We start from the raw sequence: 17393 nt of genomic DNA, 5'->3' as shown, positions 1-17393 counted from the left end.
GGATGTGGTGCGGTGGACGAAAGCAGCCGGTTCAGCGCAGCCGCAGGACGAGGCAGGCGACGAGTCCGTCGTCGTCGACGGACGTCACCACGGCGGTGGCGCCGGGCCGGGGACGGTGTGCCGCGGCGGCGAGCACCGCGGCGAGCTGGACAACGGCCGACGCCGCCGAGGCGTCGCCGACCAGCTCGCGCACGCCGATGAACTCGGCGTCGGCACCGGCGAGTACGTCGCCCAGCACGGCGGTCTCGACGGTGTCCACATCGTCGCCGGCCGGCCCTCCGAAGCCCATGGGGCAGGTGCCGGGAGGCGGGCTGAGACGCCCCGAGGGCGCGGCGAACGCGACCTCACCGGGATGGGTGCCGGCCGCCTCCAGGGCGCCGCGCACGCACTTCTCCAGGGCCGTACGCAGCCCGTGCGGGCCGGCGCCGAAGCGGACGGCCAGGATGTCGGCGCGCGGGGTACGCCCGGCGCCGAGCGCGGTGCCGGCGTCCTCCAGCAGGAACATCGCGCACGCCTCGGCGAGCGGGGTGCGGCGGCGCTCCTCGCCGCGCGTGTGCCAGGCGAGCCAGGCCCGCTGTTCGGAGAACTCTTCCACCGCGCCGCACAGCACCGTCCGGCTGTAGCCGTGTTCGCGCAGCCGGGTGGCGTAGCGCAGGGCCTGCAGTCCGGTGAGCGGGCCGCCGGCGAGGGTGGCGTTGGGGCCCTTCAGGCCGTACCAGATGGCGCTCTGCCCGGCGGCCCGGTTCATCACGGTGTTGGGGAACAGCGCGGGGTCGACGTAGAAGGGCCGGGCGCCGGTCAGCGCGTCGCGGGTGAAGTCCATCGTGCTCTGCACGCTGCCGGATCCGGTGCCGAGGACGAGGCCGACGTGTTCCGGCTCGTCGAGGCGGCGCCGGCTGCCGTCGGGTTCCAGGAGGGTGCCGAGGGTGGCGACGGTCAGGCCGGTGAGCCGGTCCATGGTGCGGGTGCCGCGGCTGCCGAGCAGCGACACCACGTCGAAGCCGGGCACCAGACAGGCATCTCCCGGCGGCGCCTGCCACACGTCCCGGTTGAGCCGCGGCACGACGGGGCGCCGGGCCGCGACGCCCTCGGTGAAGGGTTCGGCGCCGATGCCGTACGGGGACAGCACCGACCACTCGGAGATCACGGTGGTGGCGCGTGCTCCGGGGACGCCGGTCGCGGTCTCGTGCACGGTGGTGGTCATCGGGTCGCCTCCCGTCGGCTCCAGGTGGCGCCGGCGGCGACGAGTTCCGCGCCGTCCACGCCGATCGTGTTGCCCGTCAGCCACGAGGACGGGGCGTTCGACAGCAGGACGACGGCCTCCGCGACGTCCTCGGGGGTGGTGAGCCGGCCGTGCGGATTGCCCGCCGCCGACTCGCCGACGAACTCCTCGTGCCCCGGGATCCGCAGCAGCGAGGGGGTGACGGTGACGCCCGCGCGCAGGGCGTTCACCGCGACGCCGTACGGGGCGAGTTCGCAGGCGAGCTGGCGCACGTGGGACTCCAGGGCGGCCTTGGCCGCGGAGACGGCGCCGTAACTCGGCAGCACCTGCTGGGTGCCGGCGCTGGTCATCGCGAGGATCTGGGTGCCCTCCGCGACGAGCCCGGCGGCGAGCAGGTCCTGCGTCCAGTAGACGAGGCTGTGTGCCATCACGTCGAGGGTCATCTCCAACTGGGCGCGGGTGAGGGCCTGTTTGGTCTCGTCGGAGGGCAGGAACGGCACCAGACTGCCGAAGGCCAGGGAGTGCAGGACGGTCCGCAGCGGCTCCCCGCCGGTGAGTTCGGCGAGGGCGGGCACCAGGTGGCCGCGCCCGCGGTCGGACGCCGCGTTGACGTTGAACAGACGGGCCCGCACACCCTGGGCGCGCAGCGTGCACTCCAGCTCCTTGGCCGCCCGGGCGCCCTCGGCCCGGTCGAAGTGCACTCCGGCGACATGAGCGCCCTGCTCGGCCAGGGCGAGCGCGGTGGCCCGGCCCATGCCGCTCGACGCGCCGAGCACCAGGCACCAGCGGTCACGCAGTCGATTGCGCACGTAAGCCTCCTGACGGGGTACGCCGGGGTTCGGCGGCGACGGGTCCCGCGGCGAGCGGGTCGCCCCGGTGGCCGGCCGCGAGGACATGGACGGCGGCGAGGTGCCCGGGAGCCGTCGCCGTGACGACGACCCGCTGCCCACCGCCGGCGGTGAACGGCTCCGCCGCGACCAGCAGCGGGACGAGGCACCCGGCACGGGCGGCGGACCGCCGGGCGGGTGCGCCGAGCAGCGCGGCGACGGCCCGGCCGCGGTCCGAGGCGTCGAGCACGGGGTGAACGGGCGCGGGCGGCTCGGACGCCACCGCGCTCAGCAGATCCTCGACGGCGCGACGCAGCTCGCCGTCGGCGCCCGGCGGCACGAACGAACAGGCGGCCCGCACGGCGCCCCGCACCGGGGCGCCCCGGCGCTCGGCCGCCGCCCGCCGCTCCAGCACCAGCGCCACGGCGCCCTCCTCCGGTGTCCGCGCCTCCTCCACCGGTACGGCCCGGTCCTCGACGGCGACGACGGTCACCAGGTCGGCCCGGCCCAGGAGCAGGGCCCGTACGGCCGTCTGGAGGGCTTCGACCCCGGCGACACCCGGCGTGGTCAGGGTGCAGCTGAACCCCTTGAAGGACTGTTCGGCGGCGAGTCGTGCGGCGAGCACGTTCACGGCGAAGTACGGGGCGAGCGCGGGACGCAGTGCCGCGGCCCCGGTGTCGACGACGGTGCGGTCCATGTCGCGGAACAGCGGCGCGAGCCCGTTGTTGGTGCCGACGACGAGACCGCGCCGCTCGGGCGGCACCCGCTCCGGTGTCGTGGCCGAGCGCAGGGCGCGCCGGCCCGCGGCAAGCAGGTAACGGGTGCCCGGAGGAAGGTACTTGTGGCCGCGCGGGCCCAGTTCGGCGTCCGCGTCGAACCAGGCGCCGGACGGCTCGCCGGGGTTCGGGACGACGGCGGCCACGCCGGTGACCACGACGTCCGGGATGCCGTGCTGCGGGGTCAGCATGCGACCGCCTCCCGCAGCAGCAGGGAGATGTTGTTGCCGCCGAAGGCATAGGCGTTGACCAGCACGGCCGGGCCGGTGAGCGCCGTCTCGACGGCCGGCAGCGGCACGTCACAGCCGGGATCCGGCGCCCCGACGGGCACGTTGGGCGGTACGCTGCCCCGGCCGATGAAGAGGGTCGCGGCGACGGCGGCGAGCCCCGCGGCGGCCCCACCGGTGTGCCCGACGAGCGCCTTGAGGCTGTACAGCGGCGGCACAGCCGCGCGCGGCCCGAACACCTCGTGCAGCGCGGCGCTCTCCACCCGGTCGTTGAGGCGGGTGCCGGTGCCGTGCGGGATCACACAGCCGACGGCGGCGGGCGGGACGGCGCCGCGGTCCAGGGCGTCCCGCAGGGCGCGGACGATCTGTTCGCCGCTCTCCTCGGGGGCGGTGGGGTGCCCGGCGTCGCAGCTCCAGCCGGACTCGCCGATCTCCGCGAGCGGCGTGGCGCGGCGGGCCCGGGCGTGGGCCGCCGATTCCAGCACCACGATGCCCGCACCCTCCCCGAAGACCGTCCCCGCCCGGTCGGCGGCGAACGGCCGGCAGCCCTGGGCGTCGACCGCTCCGAGCCGGTTGAAGTTGGCGAGCGCGATACGGGAGTAGGCGTCGGCACCCCCGGCGACGACGACGTCGGCCTCCCCGCAGCGGATCATGTCCGCCGCGGTGGCGAGCGCGAAGCCGCTGGCCGCGCAGGCGTTGCTCGCGCTGCTCACCGGCCCGGTGACGCCGAGTGCGGCGGCCAGCAGGGAGGACACCTCGAAGTCGGGCCGCTCCTGCCGGGGTACGGCCGGCTCGCGGGCCCGTTCCCGGTCGCCGAGGGCGCCCATGCACGTCCCCAGTACCACCGCGGTGCGGGCCGCGCCCAGCGCCGCCGTGGTCAGCCCGGCGCAGGCCAGGGCCTCGTGTGCCGCGCGGACCGCGAAGGAGGCGGCGCGCCCCGGGCCGTCGTCCGCGTCCTCGCCGAGAGCCGGCTCCGGCACCAGGTACATCAGGGGCAGCTCCATGCGCGCCCACGGGTCGGGTACCTTGTCCGGCTGCCTGGCCCGGGCGCGGGCCATGGCGTCCCGCAGCGCGGGCACTCCGGCGCCGTGGCACGTCACGGCACCGACTCCGGTGACCAGGACGGGATCCATCAGCCGCGCTGCCCGTTGAGCCGCCGGATCATACGGTCGTCGAACTCCACCAGGCTCCAGTCCCGGCGGTTCTCGATCACCGCGTAGCCGTGGGTGATCCGGCCGCTCGCGGTGTGCACCGGGACGCCGTCGCGCAGGACGTAACAGTCCATCCGTGCGGTGTAGATCAGCCGCTTGAAGACGTCCTCGACGGTCAGGACGGTGTAGATGTCCTCCTCCATGCGAGCCTCGGCGAGCATGGTGACGGAGTTCTTGGGCACCACCGGGATCCAGTTCTGCTCGTCCAGCAGCCGCTTGATGGAGATGCCGCGGTCGGCGAGGAAGAGGTCGACGGCCTCCTCCATCAGCCGCAGGTAGCCGGACATCTGCAGGCGCTCGGTGAAGTGGCAGTAGAAGTAGGGCACGCGCCACTTCCAGCCGTAGGCGTTGGAGTCCCGGGTCAGCGCGGCGAGCAGCTCGTCCCCGTCCGCGACGGTGGCCGGCGGGGCGGAGGCGGCGGGAACCCGTACGAAGGCGGCCCGGTCGATCTCCTTGACGGTGAACGGCTCCAGCACCCGGGGCACGGGGGCGGCCGCACCGCCCCGCGGGTCGTGCCGCAGCGCCACCCGGACCTTCGCGGAGACCGTCTTGACCGGGGTGGCCGGCCCGTGGATCTCCAGTCCGACGGTCAGGGCGATCTCCCCGTCGACGGGCCGTCCCTCGGCGACGACCCGCGCGGTGACGACGTCGTCGATGTGCGTGGCGGACAGGATGGCTGCCTCGATGCCCACGATGTCGACGCACAGCCCGAAGTCCTCGTACAGCATCCCGGCGGGCCAGCCGCTGCGGCGCAGGTGCTCCAGGACGGCTTCCTCGACGAGGTAGTCGACGTGCTTGAAGCCGATCCAGGTACAGATGTTGGAGCCCTCGTACCGTGGCCTCAACTGCACGGTCGTGGGGTGTTCCAGCGCCGCCACGGAGTCCGGCAGTGAACGGGCGGTGAGCATCTTGGTCACGTCGTCTCCAGCGGGATGTCGGCCGGCAGGGCGCCGGCACAGCGGTCTGACGGGGCGGGGAGCGCGGCGAGGAAGTCGCCGAGGACCCGGGTGAACGGCCCGGTCTGCTCGGCCATCGGGAAGTGCCCGCACGACGGGAACACCTCCAGCCGGGCGGCGGGCAGGGCGCGGGCCAGCTGCCGGGCGTCGGACGGCGGCGCGGCACGGTCGTCCCGGCCGGCGACGATCAGCACGGGCAGCCGGACGCGGTGCAGCGGCAGTGCGGGGGTGCGCAGGTAGGCGCCGAAGAAGTCCATCCAGCCGTACGGGCCGATCACCTCCCGCACCCGCAGGGCCATCGCGTGCCGGGCGGCCGGGGCGAGCCGGCCGGCCGACGACACCTGCAGTCCCTCTTCCAGGATCAGGTGGAACCGGTTGAGGTAGTAGGAGATCGTGTCCCAGTCGAAGTCCTGCCGGCGCGGCCGGTAGAACGGGGCCACCAGCACCGCCGCGCGCAGCGGCGCCACGTGCGGCGACACGAGGTGTTCGAGCAGGGCGTTGGCGGCGAACGAGTGCGCCACCACGACCTGGGCCCCGGTGCTGCGCACCACCTGGCCGACGAGCCGGGCCGGGTCCCCCGGCAGGCCGGGGCCCGCGGTGCCGTCGTAGGGCCACGCCACGTCGGCCGTGGTCATCCGTACGCCCTCGGGCGCCTCGGCCCGGCAGGGCTCCCACAGCCGGGAGCTTCCCGCGAGTCCGTGCAGCAGTGTCACCCGCAGGGCGCTCATGACGCGCCTGCCCGGTCGGGTGCGGGCACGTGATGCAGCACGAGTGCGGCGGCTGCGTCGTCCGCGCCGGGGAAGTGTCCGGCGGTGGCGAGCATCGACCGGCCGTGTCCGCGGCGGGGTTCGGCGGTGGCGGGCACGCACTGGAGCAGCCTGAGCGCTGCCGGGCAGCGACCGTGCCGGGCGCTCATGACGCGCCTGCCCGGTCGGGTGCGGGCACGTGATGCAGCACGAGTGCGGCGGCTGCGTCGTCCGCGCCGGGGCCGCCGGTGCCGGGGCCGTGTCCGGCGGTGGCGAGCATCGACCGGCCGCGTCCGCGGCGGAGTTCGGCGGTGGCGGCCACGCACTGGAGCACCCCGAGCGCCCCCGAGCAGCGACCGTGTCGGGCGCTCAGGTCGTACCCGGGCACACCGGCCGGAGGCGCACTGGCCACGGTGGGCCGCAGCGGGCCTTCCGGCAGCCACCAGCCGTCCGGCGGAGCGTCCTCCCCGTCGCGTGCGGCGGCGACCGCGCGCGGCAGGTCCCCGGCGCGGGCGTAGGTGCCGATACGGGCGAGCGGGGTGCCGCCGCGAGCCCCGACGGCGTCGGCGGCCTCGGCCACGAGCGCGACCGCCCCGTCGAGCAGCGGCCCGGTGCCGTCGAGCAGCTGCCGCACCGGCTCGTTGATCGGCTCCACCCCGATGACCAGAACCCTGCGCAGCCGCCCGGCCGCGATGAGCGCGCGGCCCCAGTGCACGGCGTCCAGCCCGGAGGTCGGGCCGTTGGACAGCGTGACGTTGGCGCCGCGCAGGCCGTACGCGATGGCGACCCACGAGGCGGTGACGTTGCCGGCGGTGTTGGGCAGCAGCATGGGACTGGTGGCCTTGTACGTGCTGCGCCTGATGGTGGCAGCGGTCTCGCAGACGGTGTCGAGATTGCCCCAGTTGCTGCTGACCACCACGCCGAAGTCGTCCCCGGCCACGGTGAGTTCGCCGTCGGGACCGAGCAGGCCGGCGTCGGCGAGCGCGTCCCGTGCGGCGCACAGCGCGAGTTTGGTGGCCCGGTCCTTGTACCGCAGGCCCGGCCCGCGCAGGGCGCTCACCGGGTCCGCGACGGCGTCACCGGCCGGCGGATCCAGCAGGGCGCCGGGTCCGGGCACTCCCGCGAGCGCGGTGCCCAGCCCGCTGATCAGCACGTCCGTGCCCACCGTCGCCTCCGCTGCCTGCATCTACGCCACCTTCTCCACGACGGCCACGGCGTTGAGGCCGCCGAACCCGAAGGAGTCGACCTGGGCCACGGACAACTCCGGGTCGAGGGCCGGCTCCCCGCCCAGCCGGAAGCCGGCCATCTCCTCGATCGGATCGTCGAGACCGAGCGTCGGCGGCACCCGGCCGGAGGCGAGCGACTGCACCGCCGTGATCAGGCTGTGCAGCCCCGAGGCGCCGGCGGTGTGCCCGATCATCGACTTGATCGCCGTCATCCGGGGAGCCGTCTCCAGCCCGGCGAAGACCTCGGCCAGCGCCTGCGCCTCGGCTGCGTCGTTGTGCGGGGTGCCGGTGCCGTGCAGCATGACCAGGTCGATGTCGGCCGGCTTCACTCCCGCCCGCGCGTGCGCGTCGTGCATGACCCGGCCGATGCTCTGTGCGTCCGGCGCCGAGGGGTGCCCGGCGTCGCAGTTGACCCCGACCCCCCTGACCCCGGCGTACGGCCGGATCCCGGGCGGAGGGCTGCGATGCAGGACGACCGCCGCGGCGCCGTCGCCCTGGAGCATGCCGCGCCGGCCGCGGTCGAACGGCCGTACCGACTCGGGTGCCTTGGGGTAGACGCGGTCGAGCATGCCGTACGTGCTCTCGGTGATCGTGTCGGCGCCGGCCACCACCACGGTGTCCGCCTCGCCGAGGTCGAGCAGGTCCACGGCCATGCCGAGTGCGTACAGCGACGCGGCGCAGGCGTTGGCGACGGTGTAGGTGCGGTCGGCGTGGAAGCGGCGCCGCAGCGCGGTGCCGAAGTGCAGCTCCGCCGGGTCGAAGGAGATGCCGTCGCACCAGCTCAGCTCCACGGAGCGCAGCTCGCGCAGGGTGGTGCCGATCACCACCGGGACACCGGTGAGGTCCTCGCTCATCCCGGCGTCGGCCAGCGCCTCGGCCATGGCGTCCACCAGCCACCGCGTGGGCCGCAGCGGGCGGTCGGTGCCGGCCGCGGGCCGGTCGTCGATCTCGTAGGCGTTGCGTGCCCGGAAGTTGGCCACGTCGAAGCCGCGCAGCGGCGCGAGCCCGGTGCGGCCCGCGCACAACGCCTCGAAGGTGGCGGCGCGGTCGGCGCCGACGCTGCTGACCGCGCCCATGCCGGTGATCAGCGCCCTCATCGGGCCTCCCCGGAGAGCGCGGGCCGGTTCTCGGAGTACTTGCCGAAGATCAGCACTGCGTTGTTGCCGCCGAACGCGAGCGCGTTGTTCTGCACGACCCTCAGCTCCGCCTCGCGCGGCTCGTTGGGGACGCAGTCGAGCCCGCACTCGGGGTCGGTCTCGACGTGGTTGATGGTCGGCGGGATGAACCCCTCGGCGATGGCCAGGGCACAGGCCGCGGAGGCCAGCGAACTGGCGGCGCCCATGGTGTGCCCGATCATCGCCTTGATGGAGATGGTGCTCGGGGGCCGGTCGCCGAACACCTGGCGGATCGCCGCGGCCTCGGTGACGTCGTTGGCCCTGGTGCCGGTGCCGTGCGCCGAGATGAAGTCGATCTCCTCCGGCTTGACCCGGGCGTGGGCGTGCGCCAGCTCGATGCAGCGGGCGATGCTGTGCCGGTCGGGGGCGACCGGGTGGTGGGCGTCGCAGTTGAGCCCGTAGCCGAGGATCTCGCAGTAGATGCGGGCACCCCGGGCCAGCGCCGACTCCAGGGTCTCCAGCAGCAGGACGCCCGCGCCCTCGCCGGTCAGGATGCCCTTGCGGCCCACGTCGAACGGCTGGCACGCCTCGGGGGCGATGGTGCCGAGCCGGTAGAAGCCGGTGAACGTCTTGCGGCACATGGCGTCCGCGCCGCCGACCAGGGCCACGTCCACGTCTCCGCCGCGCAGCGCGTCGAATCCGTAGCCGATGGCGTAGTTGCCGGCCGCGCAGGCGGTGGCCAGCGTGGTCGCCTCGACGTCGGTCAGGCCGAGTTCGGCGACCACCGCGGAGGACAGCCGCCCGGCGGAGGCGCGGGCGGCCACGGCCGGGTCCAGGTGCTCGGGGCCGTCGGCGAGCTCGGCGGCCACCAGGCGGTCGAGGTCGGCCGACTCGCCGTCGGTGGTGCCGATGCAGACCAGGGACCGGCGGGAGCGCAGCTCCGTCGGGTCCATGCCCGCGTCGCGCGCCGCCATGACCGCCGCCGCGGTGGAGAACTGCGCGGCCCGGCCCAGGCGTTCGGGGGGTGTGTGGGTGATCCAGGCCTCGGGTTCGAAGCCGGTGACCTCGCATCCGTTGGCGTGGGCGAACCCCGTGGTGTCGAAAGCGGTGATGGGCCGGGCGCCGTTGCGGCCCTCGCGCAGCCCCGCGAGGAACTCCCCGACCCCGATGCCGATACTGGTCACCGTGCCCAGCCCGGTGACCACGACTCGTTCTGACGCATGCCCGCCCTCGGGCGGCCGACCGGTCGTCACAGGGATCACCGCGCCGGCAGTGCCCGGTCCACCACCGACTCCACCCCGTCGAGGTTGACCATCCGGCTGAGTTCGTCCTGCTCGATGGTGATGTCGAACTCGCGTTCAAGAGCCGCCAGGATCTCGATGGCCCGCAGCGAGTCCGCGTCGTGCTCCTCCTTGAACAGGCTGGTGTCGGTGAGGTGCGCGGGATCGATCTCCAGGATCCGGCAGACGATCTCCTTGATCTTGGCCTTGCGTGCCCCGGGGTCGGCGATGGTGTGGTCCGACGTGGTCATCTGTTCTCCTGGGTCGGTGGTGGGCGGGAAGCGGTGGGCACGGTCACAGCCGGACGAGGACGTCCTTGACCAGCCACTCCATGGTTTCGACGATTTCTGCGGGACGCATGGACAGATCGAGCACCATCAGCTGCACCCCGGCCCGCCGGTAGGCGTCGATCTCCCGTACGACCTCGTCGGCGCTGCCGGTGATGCTGAGCCGGTCGGACATGAAGTCCATGACCTCGAAGGGCGGCACCAGGGCGCGGCGCACGGTGATCTCGATGGCGGCGGGGTCGCGGCCCGCCTCGGTGGCGAGCCGGTCCAGGCCGGCGCGGGCCGCCGTGATCTCGTCCGGGTACAACTCGTGCGCGAGCCAGCCGTCGCCGAGCCGGGCCACGCGGCGCAGGGCGGCGTCGGTGTTGCCGCCGACGTACACGGGCGGTCCGGTCCTGCTGTGCGGCCGGGAGGCGAGCCACATGTCGTCGAAGTCGGTGAACCGGCCGTGGAAGGAGGTGGGGTGACGGGCCGCCCACAGGGTGCGCATCACCTCGATGGCCTCGTCGGTGCGCACCCCGCGCTGCGAGCGCGGGATCCCGACCGTCCTGAACTCCTCGTCCATCCAGCCGATTCCGGCACCGAGCACGGTACGGCCCAGGGAGAGCTGGTCGAGCGAGGCCAGCTCGGAGGCGAGGATGACGGGGTTGCGGTAGGGCAGCGCCAGCACGTGGGTGCCGATGCGCACCCGCTCGGTGACACCGGCGACCACGCCCATCACCGCGATGGGCTCCAGCCAGGCCACGCCCCAGTTGTAGGCGTTGGCGGTCTTGGCCCGCGGGTACAGGCAGGTGCTGCTGCGGGTCCTCGGCAGAGCGACGTGGCTGCTGACCCAGACCGAGTCGAACCCCAGCCGGTCGGCGGCGGTCGCCACGTCGAGGAGGTAGCGGCGGCGGCCCGGCGGACCGACGGTGGGCAGTGCGATACCGAACTTCACGGGGGGTCTCCAGGGCGGTGGCGGCGCTGTCGGATCAGGCGGGACGCTCGAACCAGTGCTCGAACTTGGCGGCGTAGAGGGTGTTGCCGGACAGCTTGACCTTGCCGCCGAGGAAGGCCTGCATCCCGTTGAGCCGGCCGGTGAGCAGCTTCAGGAAGGCCGGCAGCCCCACCGTGGTGGTCAGCTTCGCGGACTCCACGCGTCCCCGGCCGGTCCGGCAGGTGCCGCCCGCGATCTCGACGAAGTACGGGAAGACGCCGTCGGGCGTGCTGATCAGGTACTGGAAGGTGGCTTCCTGCCCCTTGGCGCGGTCGGCCCGGAACGCCTCCGGCATGTTCCCGAAGATGTCGTCGAGCAGCCCGGCGATGCCACCGGTCTGCTGCCGGGCGAAGTCGAAGACCTCCTCCTCCTTGCGGCTCCCGGCCACTTCCTTGATCTCCTCGAACCTGCGGGTGTCCAGGGCCATCGCCACGCTCCTGTGTCGTCGAGCCGGTGTCGGACGGCCTTCAGGCTGCCCGGCGGCGGGGGGCGGCGACAGGGCCGTCAGGGCGGTGGATCGGGCGCCGCCGGGAGCGGCCGGGACGCCGGGCCGAAGGCGCTGCCCGAGTGGGCACCTCCCTCTGGTCTTTGAAGACCCCGGCCGCCCGGCTTTGCTGTTCCGGGGCACCGGCGCCCGCCGGCCGCCCCCGCCCTGTCCGCGGAGGTCATATGTACGACGTGATAGTCGTCGGTGCCCGCTGCGCGGGATCGCCGCTGGCGATGCTGCTGGCTCGCAAGGGCCACCGCGTGCTGGTCCTCGACCGCGCGGCGTTTCCCCGGGACACCGTCTCGACGCACTACGTCCAGCCGAGCGGCCTGGCCCGGCTGCGCCGCTGGGGCCTGCTGGACCGGCTGGCCGCCACCGGCTGCCCGCCGATCACCGAGGCGGTGTGGTGGTTCGGCGACGACCTGTCCGTGCGCGGATTCGCCCCGCCGTACGAGGGCGTGGCCATGGCGCTCGCCCCGCGCCGCACCGTCCTCGACGCGCTGCTGGTGGCCGCGGCCCGGGAGGCCGGGGCCGAGGTCCGCGAGCGGTGCACCGTGCGTTCCCTGCTCCGGGACGACACCGGGCGCGTGGTGGGGGTGCGGTACGACTCCCGCGGCCGGGAGCACACGGCGCGCGCCGCTGTGGTGGTGGGCGCCGACGGCCGCAACTCCCTGGTGGCCCGGGAGACCGGCGCCGAGACCTACCACGAACGGCCGCCGCTGACGGTCGTGTACTACGCCTACTGGCGCGGTCTGCCGTCGGCCCGCCGCAACCTGAACGAGGTGTACCTCGTGGGGGACAAGCAGATCGGCGTGATCCCGACCCACGACGACCTGTGCCTCGTGCAGGCGGCGCGCCCGCACGCGTTCTACCCCACCTACCGCACCGACATCGAGGGCCACTACCACAAGGCGATCGCCGAGGCGGCGCCCGGACTCGCCCGCGAGCTGGCCGGCGCGCAGCGCGTCGACCGCTTCCGCGGCACCGCCGACCTGCCCAACTTCTACCGCACGCCGTACGGCCCCGGCTGGGCTCTGGTGGGCGACGCCGGCTACCACAAGGACCCGCTGACCGGACAGGGCATCTCCGACGCCTGGCGCGACGCGGAGCTGCTGGCCGGCGCGATCGACCGGGCGGTGACCGGCGCCGAGGAGTGGCAGGGCGCGCTCGCCGGTTACGAGCGGGCCCGCAACGCGGCCTCCGAGCTGATGTACGAGTTCACCTGTGAAGCGGCCGGCTTCGACCTTGACCCGATGACCCGTCAGCTGGTCCGGGTGGTCGCCGAGCACCGCGAGGACGCCGACCGGTTCTTCGGGATGATCGCGGGCTCGGTACCCGCCGAGGAGTTCTTCGCCCCCGACAACCTGCTGGCGATGCTCGGCCGGCTGCCCGCGGACGCCCTGGCGGAACCGACCGGCACGAAGGGATCCTGATGACGTATCAGCCGACGGAGGACACCGTGCCCGCCGAGGTGCCCCCGCTGGAGGACTTCGACCCCTACAACGACGCCTTCCGGGCCGACCCGTACCCGCACTACGACCGGGTCCGGGCCCTGGGCGGGCCCGTGTACTGGGACTACCTCGACTCCTACGTGGTCAGCACCCACGCGGACGCCACCGCCGTGCTCGCCGATCCCCGGATGCGGCTGGCACCGCCCGACCCGGTGGCCGACCTGCTGGCCAGCGTGGTGCCCGAGTCGCTGCGGTCCATGAGCCGGACCCTGCTGTTCACCGACCCGCCCGACCACACCAGGCTGCGCGACCTCACCCGGCGCCCGTTCGCCTCGCCGCGGCTCGGCGGCGTCCTGGCCGACGCGCGCTCCCTGGCCGACGAGATCCTGGCGGACGCGCGGCACCGCGGGTACCTGGAAGTGGTCGACGAACTGGCCTTCCCGGTGTCGCTCCAGGCCATCGGCGACCTGCTCGGCATCCCCCGGGAGGACCTGCCCACACTCCGCGACTGGGGGCAGGCCATGTCGCCGGCGGCCGACATCCCCGCCGCGCCGGCCTCCATCGACAGCGCGGTCGCGGCCTACGAGGCGTTCGACGACTACTTCGCCCACCTGGCCCGCGCCCGGGCCGAGAACCCGGGCGAGGACCTCTTCTCCTCCCTGGTCCGGGCCCAGCAGCAGGGCGCGCTCAGCCGCAGCGAACTGCATGCCAACGCGGCGCTGGTGTTCATCTCCGGCCACGAGACCCTGGTCGCGTTCACCGCGAGCGCCTTCCTGTCCTTCCTGCGCAACCCGGCCCAGCTGGACCTGCTGCGCGCGCACCCGGACCTGGCGGCCGCGGCCACCGAGGAGGTGCTGCGCCACGAGAGCCCGCTGCAACTGGCGACGGCGGGCGGCGGGCGGTGGACCACCGAGCAGATGGAGATCGGCGGCCGTACCCTGCCCGCGGGGGTACGGGTACTGACCTTCATCGGTGCCGCCAACCGGGACCCGGCGGTCTACGACAGCCCGGACCGCTTCGACATCACCCGGCCCGGCGCACGGCACCTGGCGCTCGGTCACGGCCTGCACTACTGCCTGGGCGCCGCGCTCGCCAAGCAGCAGGGCACCTTGCTGCTGGAGGCGCTGGCCCACTGGCCGGTACAGCTGGCCTCGGACGCCGTCGACGCCCCCGAGTGGCTCCCCCTGTTCATGCAGCGGCGGCTCGCCCGCCTGCCGGTGACCGTGCGGCCGGCCTAGGCCCGGCACGGACAGACGCCCGAAGGGGGGGAGACCGGGATCGGTCTCCCCCCTTCGGGCGTTGCGGTCCTCAGGCCTCGGCGGACACCCCGAACCGGGCGACCGCCGCGTAGTCCATCACGTCCCAGTGCTCGGCGATCAGGCCGTCCTCGATCCGCAGCAGATCGGAGGTGTGCAGGCGTACCTCCTCGCCCGAGGAGGCCTCGTGCCCGTGCCAGACGCAGAAGATGCCCACCCGGTCGTCCTGGGCGATCATCTGCGTGATGTCGCCGACCAGGTCCGGTGCGAGCTGGAACAGCCCGGCGAAGAAGTCCTTCATGCCCTTCAGGCCGCCGCCCGACCGCGCCGCGAAGGGATTGTGCTGGATGTAGTCCTGCCGGTAGTAGTCGTCGGCCTTCTCCAGCCGGTGCTGGTGCATCAGTTCGTCCCACACCTGCTGCACCAGCCGCATGTTGGCCTGCTCCCGGGCACCGGCGTTCCAGTCGGGCGCACCGGTGACCTGGGTGGTCTGGTCGGGCGGTGTCATGCCGAGGGCGGTGAGCGCGGAGTAGTCGAACACGCTCCAGTGCTCGGTGATCCGGTCGTCGCGCAGGCGGTAGAGGTTGGCGGTCTGCTGGGACAGCTCCCGCTCGGTACCGCCGATGGTGCCGCGCCAGCGGACGTACACCAGGACCCGGTCGTTCTGCTCCACCAGCTGCTCGATGCTGCACCTGAGGTCCGGCACCAGGGTGAGCATGGTGGTGGCCCAGGTCTGCAGGCCCGCCACGCCGGGGGCGGCACCCGGCTGGTGGTTGACGTAGTCGGGGGCGAAGAACTCCGGCGCACGGTCGAAGTCGTGCTTGCCGTAGATCTCCTCGAAGAGCTGCCGGATCCGCCGGCCCGGTGTGCTGCTCATGGTGGTGTCGTCCTCTCTCGGGGGTGGGTGCCGTACGTCGCCGGCGGGGCTCAGGCCTCCTGGGCGGCGAGGGCCGCGGCACGCTCGACGAGGTCGTCGGTGAAGAAGACGTCCCACGTGTAGCTGCCGGCGACGAGGCCGAAGAAACGGTCGATCTGGTCCTGGTCGTCCTGGATGACCCGCAGCACGTTCAGCAGCTCGGGCATCGGATCCAGCTGGGCCGCCTGGAGGTTGAAGAAGTACTCCGGCATGGCGTCCTCGTCGCGCTGTTCGGCGAAGTCGGCGAGCGCCTCGTCCACCGGGCGTTCGCCGCCGAGCGCGGGGGCGGCCAGACCGGCGAGCAGCTCGGCATGGCGCAGCGCGTCACTGATGCCGAAGGCGCCCACCGGATCCTTGTGGAACCCGGCGTCCCCGACCAGCGCCCAGCCCGGCCCGGAGGCCGTGCGGAAGAAGTTCGGCAGCCGCCCGGTGCCGGTGAACCGGGCCACCCGTTCCGCCTCCCTCACCCGCTCGGCGAGTCCGGGCGCGGTCTCCTGCAGGGCCCTGAGGTAGGCGCCCTCGATGTCGCTGCGCACGCTGTCGAACTGGGCCCGCGGCCACTGGATGCCGATCATGACGTTGTCGTCGTGCGTGGGCACCACCCCGATGGCGCGGCGGCCACGGACGTACACCTCGTAGTCGGCCTTGAGGCCGTTCCAGTACGTGTAGTACAGGCAGTTGAGGGTGGGCGTCTCCTCGTACCGGCGGGCGCCCGCCTCGCGCGCCACCAGCGAGTCGATGCCGTCGGCGCCGATCACCAGCCGGGCCCGCTCGGTCAGTTCCCGGCCGTCCGCGCCCTTGACGCGTACGCCGGCGACCCGGTCGCCGTCGCGCACGAGCCCGGTGACGTTCGCCCGTTCGCGCAGCTCGGCGCCCGCCTCGACGGCGGCGGTCACCAGGAGGTGGTCCAGGACGTAGCGGCGGGGCCCGTAGGCGGCCCGGATGCCGTCGACGGGGGGTGCGCAGCCCGTGATGCTGACGTCCTCCAGTGTCCAGCGGGCCACCTCCAGCGGCGGGCAGCCGGTCGCGGCCAGCCGGTCGAGCAGGTTCCACCGGGCGAGCCGGGCGATGGCGGGCTGGTGCACGTAGTGGGTGGACATGGTGTCGCTGGGGAAGGCCGCCCGGTCGAGCAGCAGGACCCGGTGGCCGGCCCGTGCGAGCAGCATGGCCGTGGTCGCTCCGGCGACCCGGGCACCGACGACTATCGCGTCGTACATGGTGGTCTCTGCCTCCTCGGCATGGTGGCGGACCGGGTCCGCCGTACGGTGATGGAAGCCCGTGTCACCCGGCGTCGGTACCGAGGACGGTGGCCACGGGCCGTCGGGGGCTGGTGCCCGCGGGACGGGCCGGACGGCCGATGCGGAAGGTGACCAGCGCCTGCCGGCCCGGTTCGCCGACCAGTTCCTCCAGCGCCTTGCCGAAGCGCGGCGGAAGGCCCAGCTCGCGCTCCCGGTCCGCGCGGACCGTCATCATGTTGAGGTGGCCGACGGCGAGCCCCCGCGCGGTGGCGAACAGGTGGATGCGCTGGAGCAGCCGGCCGCCGCGCATGCGCTCGATCAGGTCGTCGGCGTTCGACACGGTGATCATTCCGAAGGCGGCGGCCGTGGCCACGTGCACGCTGCGGGTGTTGCGCAGCCAGAACCGGTCGGCGGTGCGCCGCGAGGGTGCGGGCAGCAGCTTGCCGAGCGTGCTCATCAGCGGCGGCATGCCCTGGGTGTCCACGGTCATCCCGTCCTGGCGGCGCTCGATCTCGCGGTCCGTGCCCCGGTACCAGTGGTGGCCGGCCAGCGACTGACCCTCGTCGGCGATGACCGCCTCGGTGGCCTCCACCAGCAGACGCGCGACACGGTCCCGCTCCGCCCCGCCGGCGAACCACCGCAGCGCGGGGCCGCCGGGATCGTCACCGGCGAGCGCGGCGATCTCGTCGAGCAGCGGTCCGGGCAGCGGCCCGCGCAGGAACGGGCCGCGGTTGGTGCGCCGGTGCGCAATGGCGTCGTACAGCTCCGACGGGACGGGCTCGCCGGGCAGCAGCCGCAGCACCGCCGCGTGCTCCGGCCGGTCCGGCTCCGGCAGCAGGCGCAGCTCGGGCTCGTGGCCGCGGGCACGGGCGGCGAGCACCATGTTCTCCAGCGCGCAGCCGAGTCCCACGTACAGTTCGCGGTCGAACGGGTCGAGTGCGCCCTGCCGGCGAGTGAGGTCGGCGTACACGTCGATCCGGCCGGCGTGCGCGTCGACGGTGAACCGCCAGGGCTGGACGTTGCGGGCGTTGGCCGCCAGGATGCCCGCCGCGATCACTCCCTGCGCGTCGTCCCGGCTCTCCCAGGTGCGCCAGGCGTCGAAGGCTGCTCCCCGCGGCGGCGGTGCCGCGTACGCGGCCATCGCGGGCCCGGGGCCGAGCGGTTCGTCTCCCATGGCTGGCTACCCTCGGTGCTGG

General features: G+C 73.9%; 17 protein-coding genes. 2 read left to right on the top strand and 15 right to left on the bottom strand.

From position 1 onward, the window contains the following. Positions 1 to 31: 31 nt before the first annotated feature. The 12 genes from ACIP4Y_RS33470 to ACIP4Y_RS33415 form a co-directional block, all read right to left on the bottom strand. Positions 32 to 1204 carry a beta-ketoacyl synthase N-terminal-like domain-containing protein gene (locus ACIP4Y_RS33470; RefSeq protein WP_401399613.1) on the bottom strand — a complete coding sequence of 391 codons (1173 nt, stop codon included), beginning with the start codon at positions 1202 to 1204 and terminating at the stop codon, positions 32 to 34. Further along, the gene (locus tag ACIP4Y_RS33465) at positions 1201 to 2031 is read right to left on the bottom strand and encodes an SDR family oxidoreductase (protein WP_401399612.1); all 831 of its coding nucleotides are present in this window, start codon (positions 2029 to 2031) and stop codon (positions 1201 to 1203) included. Before ACIP4Y_RS33465 ends, ACIP4Y_RS33470 begins: the two co-directional genes overlap by 4 nt. Continuing rightward, positions 2012 to 3016, bottom strand: a complete 1005-nt coding sequence (locus ACIP4Y_RS33460) for a beta-ketoacyl synthase N-terminal-like domain-containing protein (protein WP_401399610.1) — start codon at positions 3014 to 3016, stop codon at positions 2012 to 2014. Before ACIP4Y_RS33460 ends, ACIP4Y_RS33465 begins: the two co-directional genes overlap by 20 nt. Continuing rightward, positions 3010 to 4185, bottom strand: coding sequence for a beta-ketoacyl synthase N-terminal-like domain-containing protein (locus ACIP4Y_RS33455; RefSeq protein ID WP_401399608.1), 1176 nt, complete (start codon positions 4183 to 4185; stop codon positions 3010 to 3012). The genes ACIP4Y_RS33460 and ACIP4Y_RS33455 overlap by 7 nt, the downstream gene beginning before the upstream one ends. Beyond that, positions 4185 to 5171 (bottom strand): hypothetical protein, encoded by a 987-nt coding sequence (locus ACIP4Y_RS33450; protein ID WP_358646984.1) that lies wholly within the window; start codon positions 5169 to 5171, stop codon positions 4185 to 4187. Before ACIP4Y_RS33450 ends, ACIP4Y_RS33455 begins: the two co-directional genes overlap by 1 nt. A gap of 5 nt (positions 5172 to 5176) precedes the next feature. Beyond that, positions 5177 to 5947, bottom strand: a complete 771-nt coding sequence (locus tag ACIP4Y_RS33445; protein WP_401399606.1) for an alpha/beta fold hydrolase — start codon at positions 5945 to 5947, stop codon at positions 5177 to 5179. A 184-nt stretch (positions 5948 to 6131) separates the two neighbouring features. Next, positions 6132 to 7151 carry a beta-ketoacyl synthase N-terminal-like domain-containing protein gene (locus ACIP4Y_RS33440; RefSeq protein ID WP_401399604.1) on the bottom strand — a complete coding sequence of 340 codons (1020 nt, stop codon included), beginning with the start codon at positions 7149 to 7151 and terminating at the stop codon, positions 6132 to 6134. Continuing rightward, positions 7152 to 8288, bottom strand: coding sequence for a beta-ketoacyl-[acyl-carrier-protein] synthase family protein (locus ACIP4Y_RS33435; RefSeq protein WP_401399603.1), 1137 nt, complete (start codon positions 8286 to 8288; stop codon positions 7152 to 7154). Further along, positions 8285 to 9511, bottom strand: coding sequence for a beta-ketoacyl-[acyl-carrier-protein] synthase family protein (locus tag ACIP4Y_RS33430; RefSeq protein WP_401399602.1), 1227 nt, complete (start codon positions 9509 to 9511; stop codon positions 8285 to 8287). Before ACIP4Y_RS33430 ends, ACIP4Y_RS33435 begins: the two co-directional genes overlap by 4 nt. 53 nt (positions 9512 to 9564) lie before the next feature. Then, positions 9565 to 9837 carry an acyl carrier protein gene (locus ACIP4Y_RS33425; protein ID WP_358646944.1) on the bottom strand — a complete coding sequence of 91 codons (273 nt, stop codon included), beginning with the start codon at positions 9835 to 9837 and terminating at the stop codon, positions 9565 to 9567. A gap of 43 nt (positions 9838 to 9880) precedes the next feature. Next, positions 9881 to 10810, bottom strand: coding sequence for an LLM class F420-dependent oxidoreductase (locus ACIP4Y_RS33420; protein WP_358646945.1), 930 nt, complete (start codon positions 10808 to 10810; stop codon positions 9881 to 9883). Between the two features lie 34 nt (positions 10811 to 10844). Next, complete coding sequence (locus tag ACIP4Y_RS33415; protein ID WP_358646947.1) at positions 10845 to 11276, bottom strand: SCP2 sterol-binding domain-containing protein; 432 nt, start codon at positions 11274 to 11276, stop codon at positions 10845 to 10847. A 242-nt stretch (positions 11277 to 11518) separates the two neighbouring features. Here ACIP4Y_RS33415 and ACIP4Y_RS33410 point away from each other — a divergent pair, with 242 nt between their 5' ends. Beyond that, entirely contained in the window at positions 11519 to 12769 is a 1251-nt protein-coding gene (locus ACIP4Y_RS33410; protein WP_401399599.1) for an NAD(P)/FAD-dependent oxidoreductase, read from the top strand. Next, on the top strand, positions 12769 to 14025 hold the full coding sequence (locus tag ACIP4Y_RS33405) for a cytochrome P450 (protein WP_401399597.1): 1257 nt from the start codon (positions 12769 to 12771) through the stop codon (positions 14023 to 14025). The genes ACIP4Y_RS33410 and ACIP4Y_RS33405 overlap by 1 nt, the downstream gene beginning before the upstream one ends. A 70-nt stretch (positions 14026 to 14095) precedes the next feature. On the opposite strand, the gene ACIP4Y_RS33400 is transcribed toward ACIP4Y_RS33405, so the two are convergent. The 3 genes from ACIP4Y_RS33400 to ACIP4Y_RS33390 form a co-directional block, all read right to left on the bottom strand. Continuing rightward, positions 14096 to 14920, bottom strand: a complete 825-nt coding sequence (locus ACIP4Y_RS33400) for an ester cyclase (RefSeq protein WP_401399595.1) — start codon at positions 14918 to 14920, stop codon at positions 14096 to 14098. 50 nt (positions 14921 to 14970) lie between these two features. Continuing rightward, the gene (locus ACIP4Y_RS33395; RefSeq protein ID WP_358646955.1) at positions 14971 to 16176 is read right to left on the bottom strand and encodes an NAD(P)/FAD-dependent oxidoreductase; all 1206 of its coding nucleotides are present in this window, start codon (positions 16174 to 16176) and stop codon (positions 14971 to 14973) included. 64 nt (positions 16177 to 16240) lie between these two features. Then, positions 16241 to 17371: a hypothetical protein gene (locus ACIP4Y_RS33390; RefSeq protein WP_401399593.1), complete on the bottom strand. Its 1131-nt coding sequence runs from the start codon at positions 17369 to 17371 to the stop codon at positions 16241 to 16243. Positions 17372 to 17393: the final 22 nt, after the last annotated feature.

The sequence above is a fragment of the Streptomyces sp. NPDC088810 genome (genome assembly GCF_044750305.1).
GTDB lineage: Bacteria > Actinomycetota > Actinomycetes > Streptomycetales > Streptomycetaceae > Streptomyces.
The sequence above is the reverse complement of the archived record's forward strand: the minus strand, read 5'-3'. Positions and strand labels throughout refer to the sequence as shown.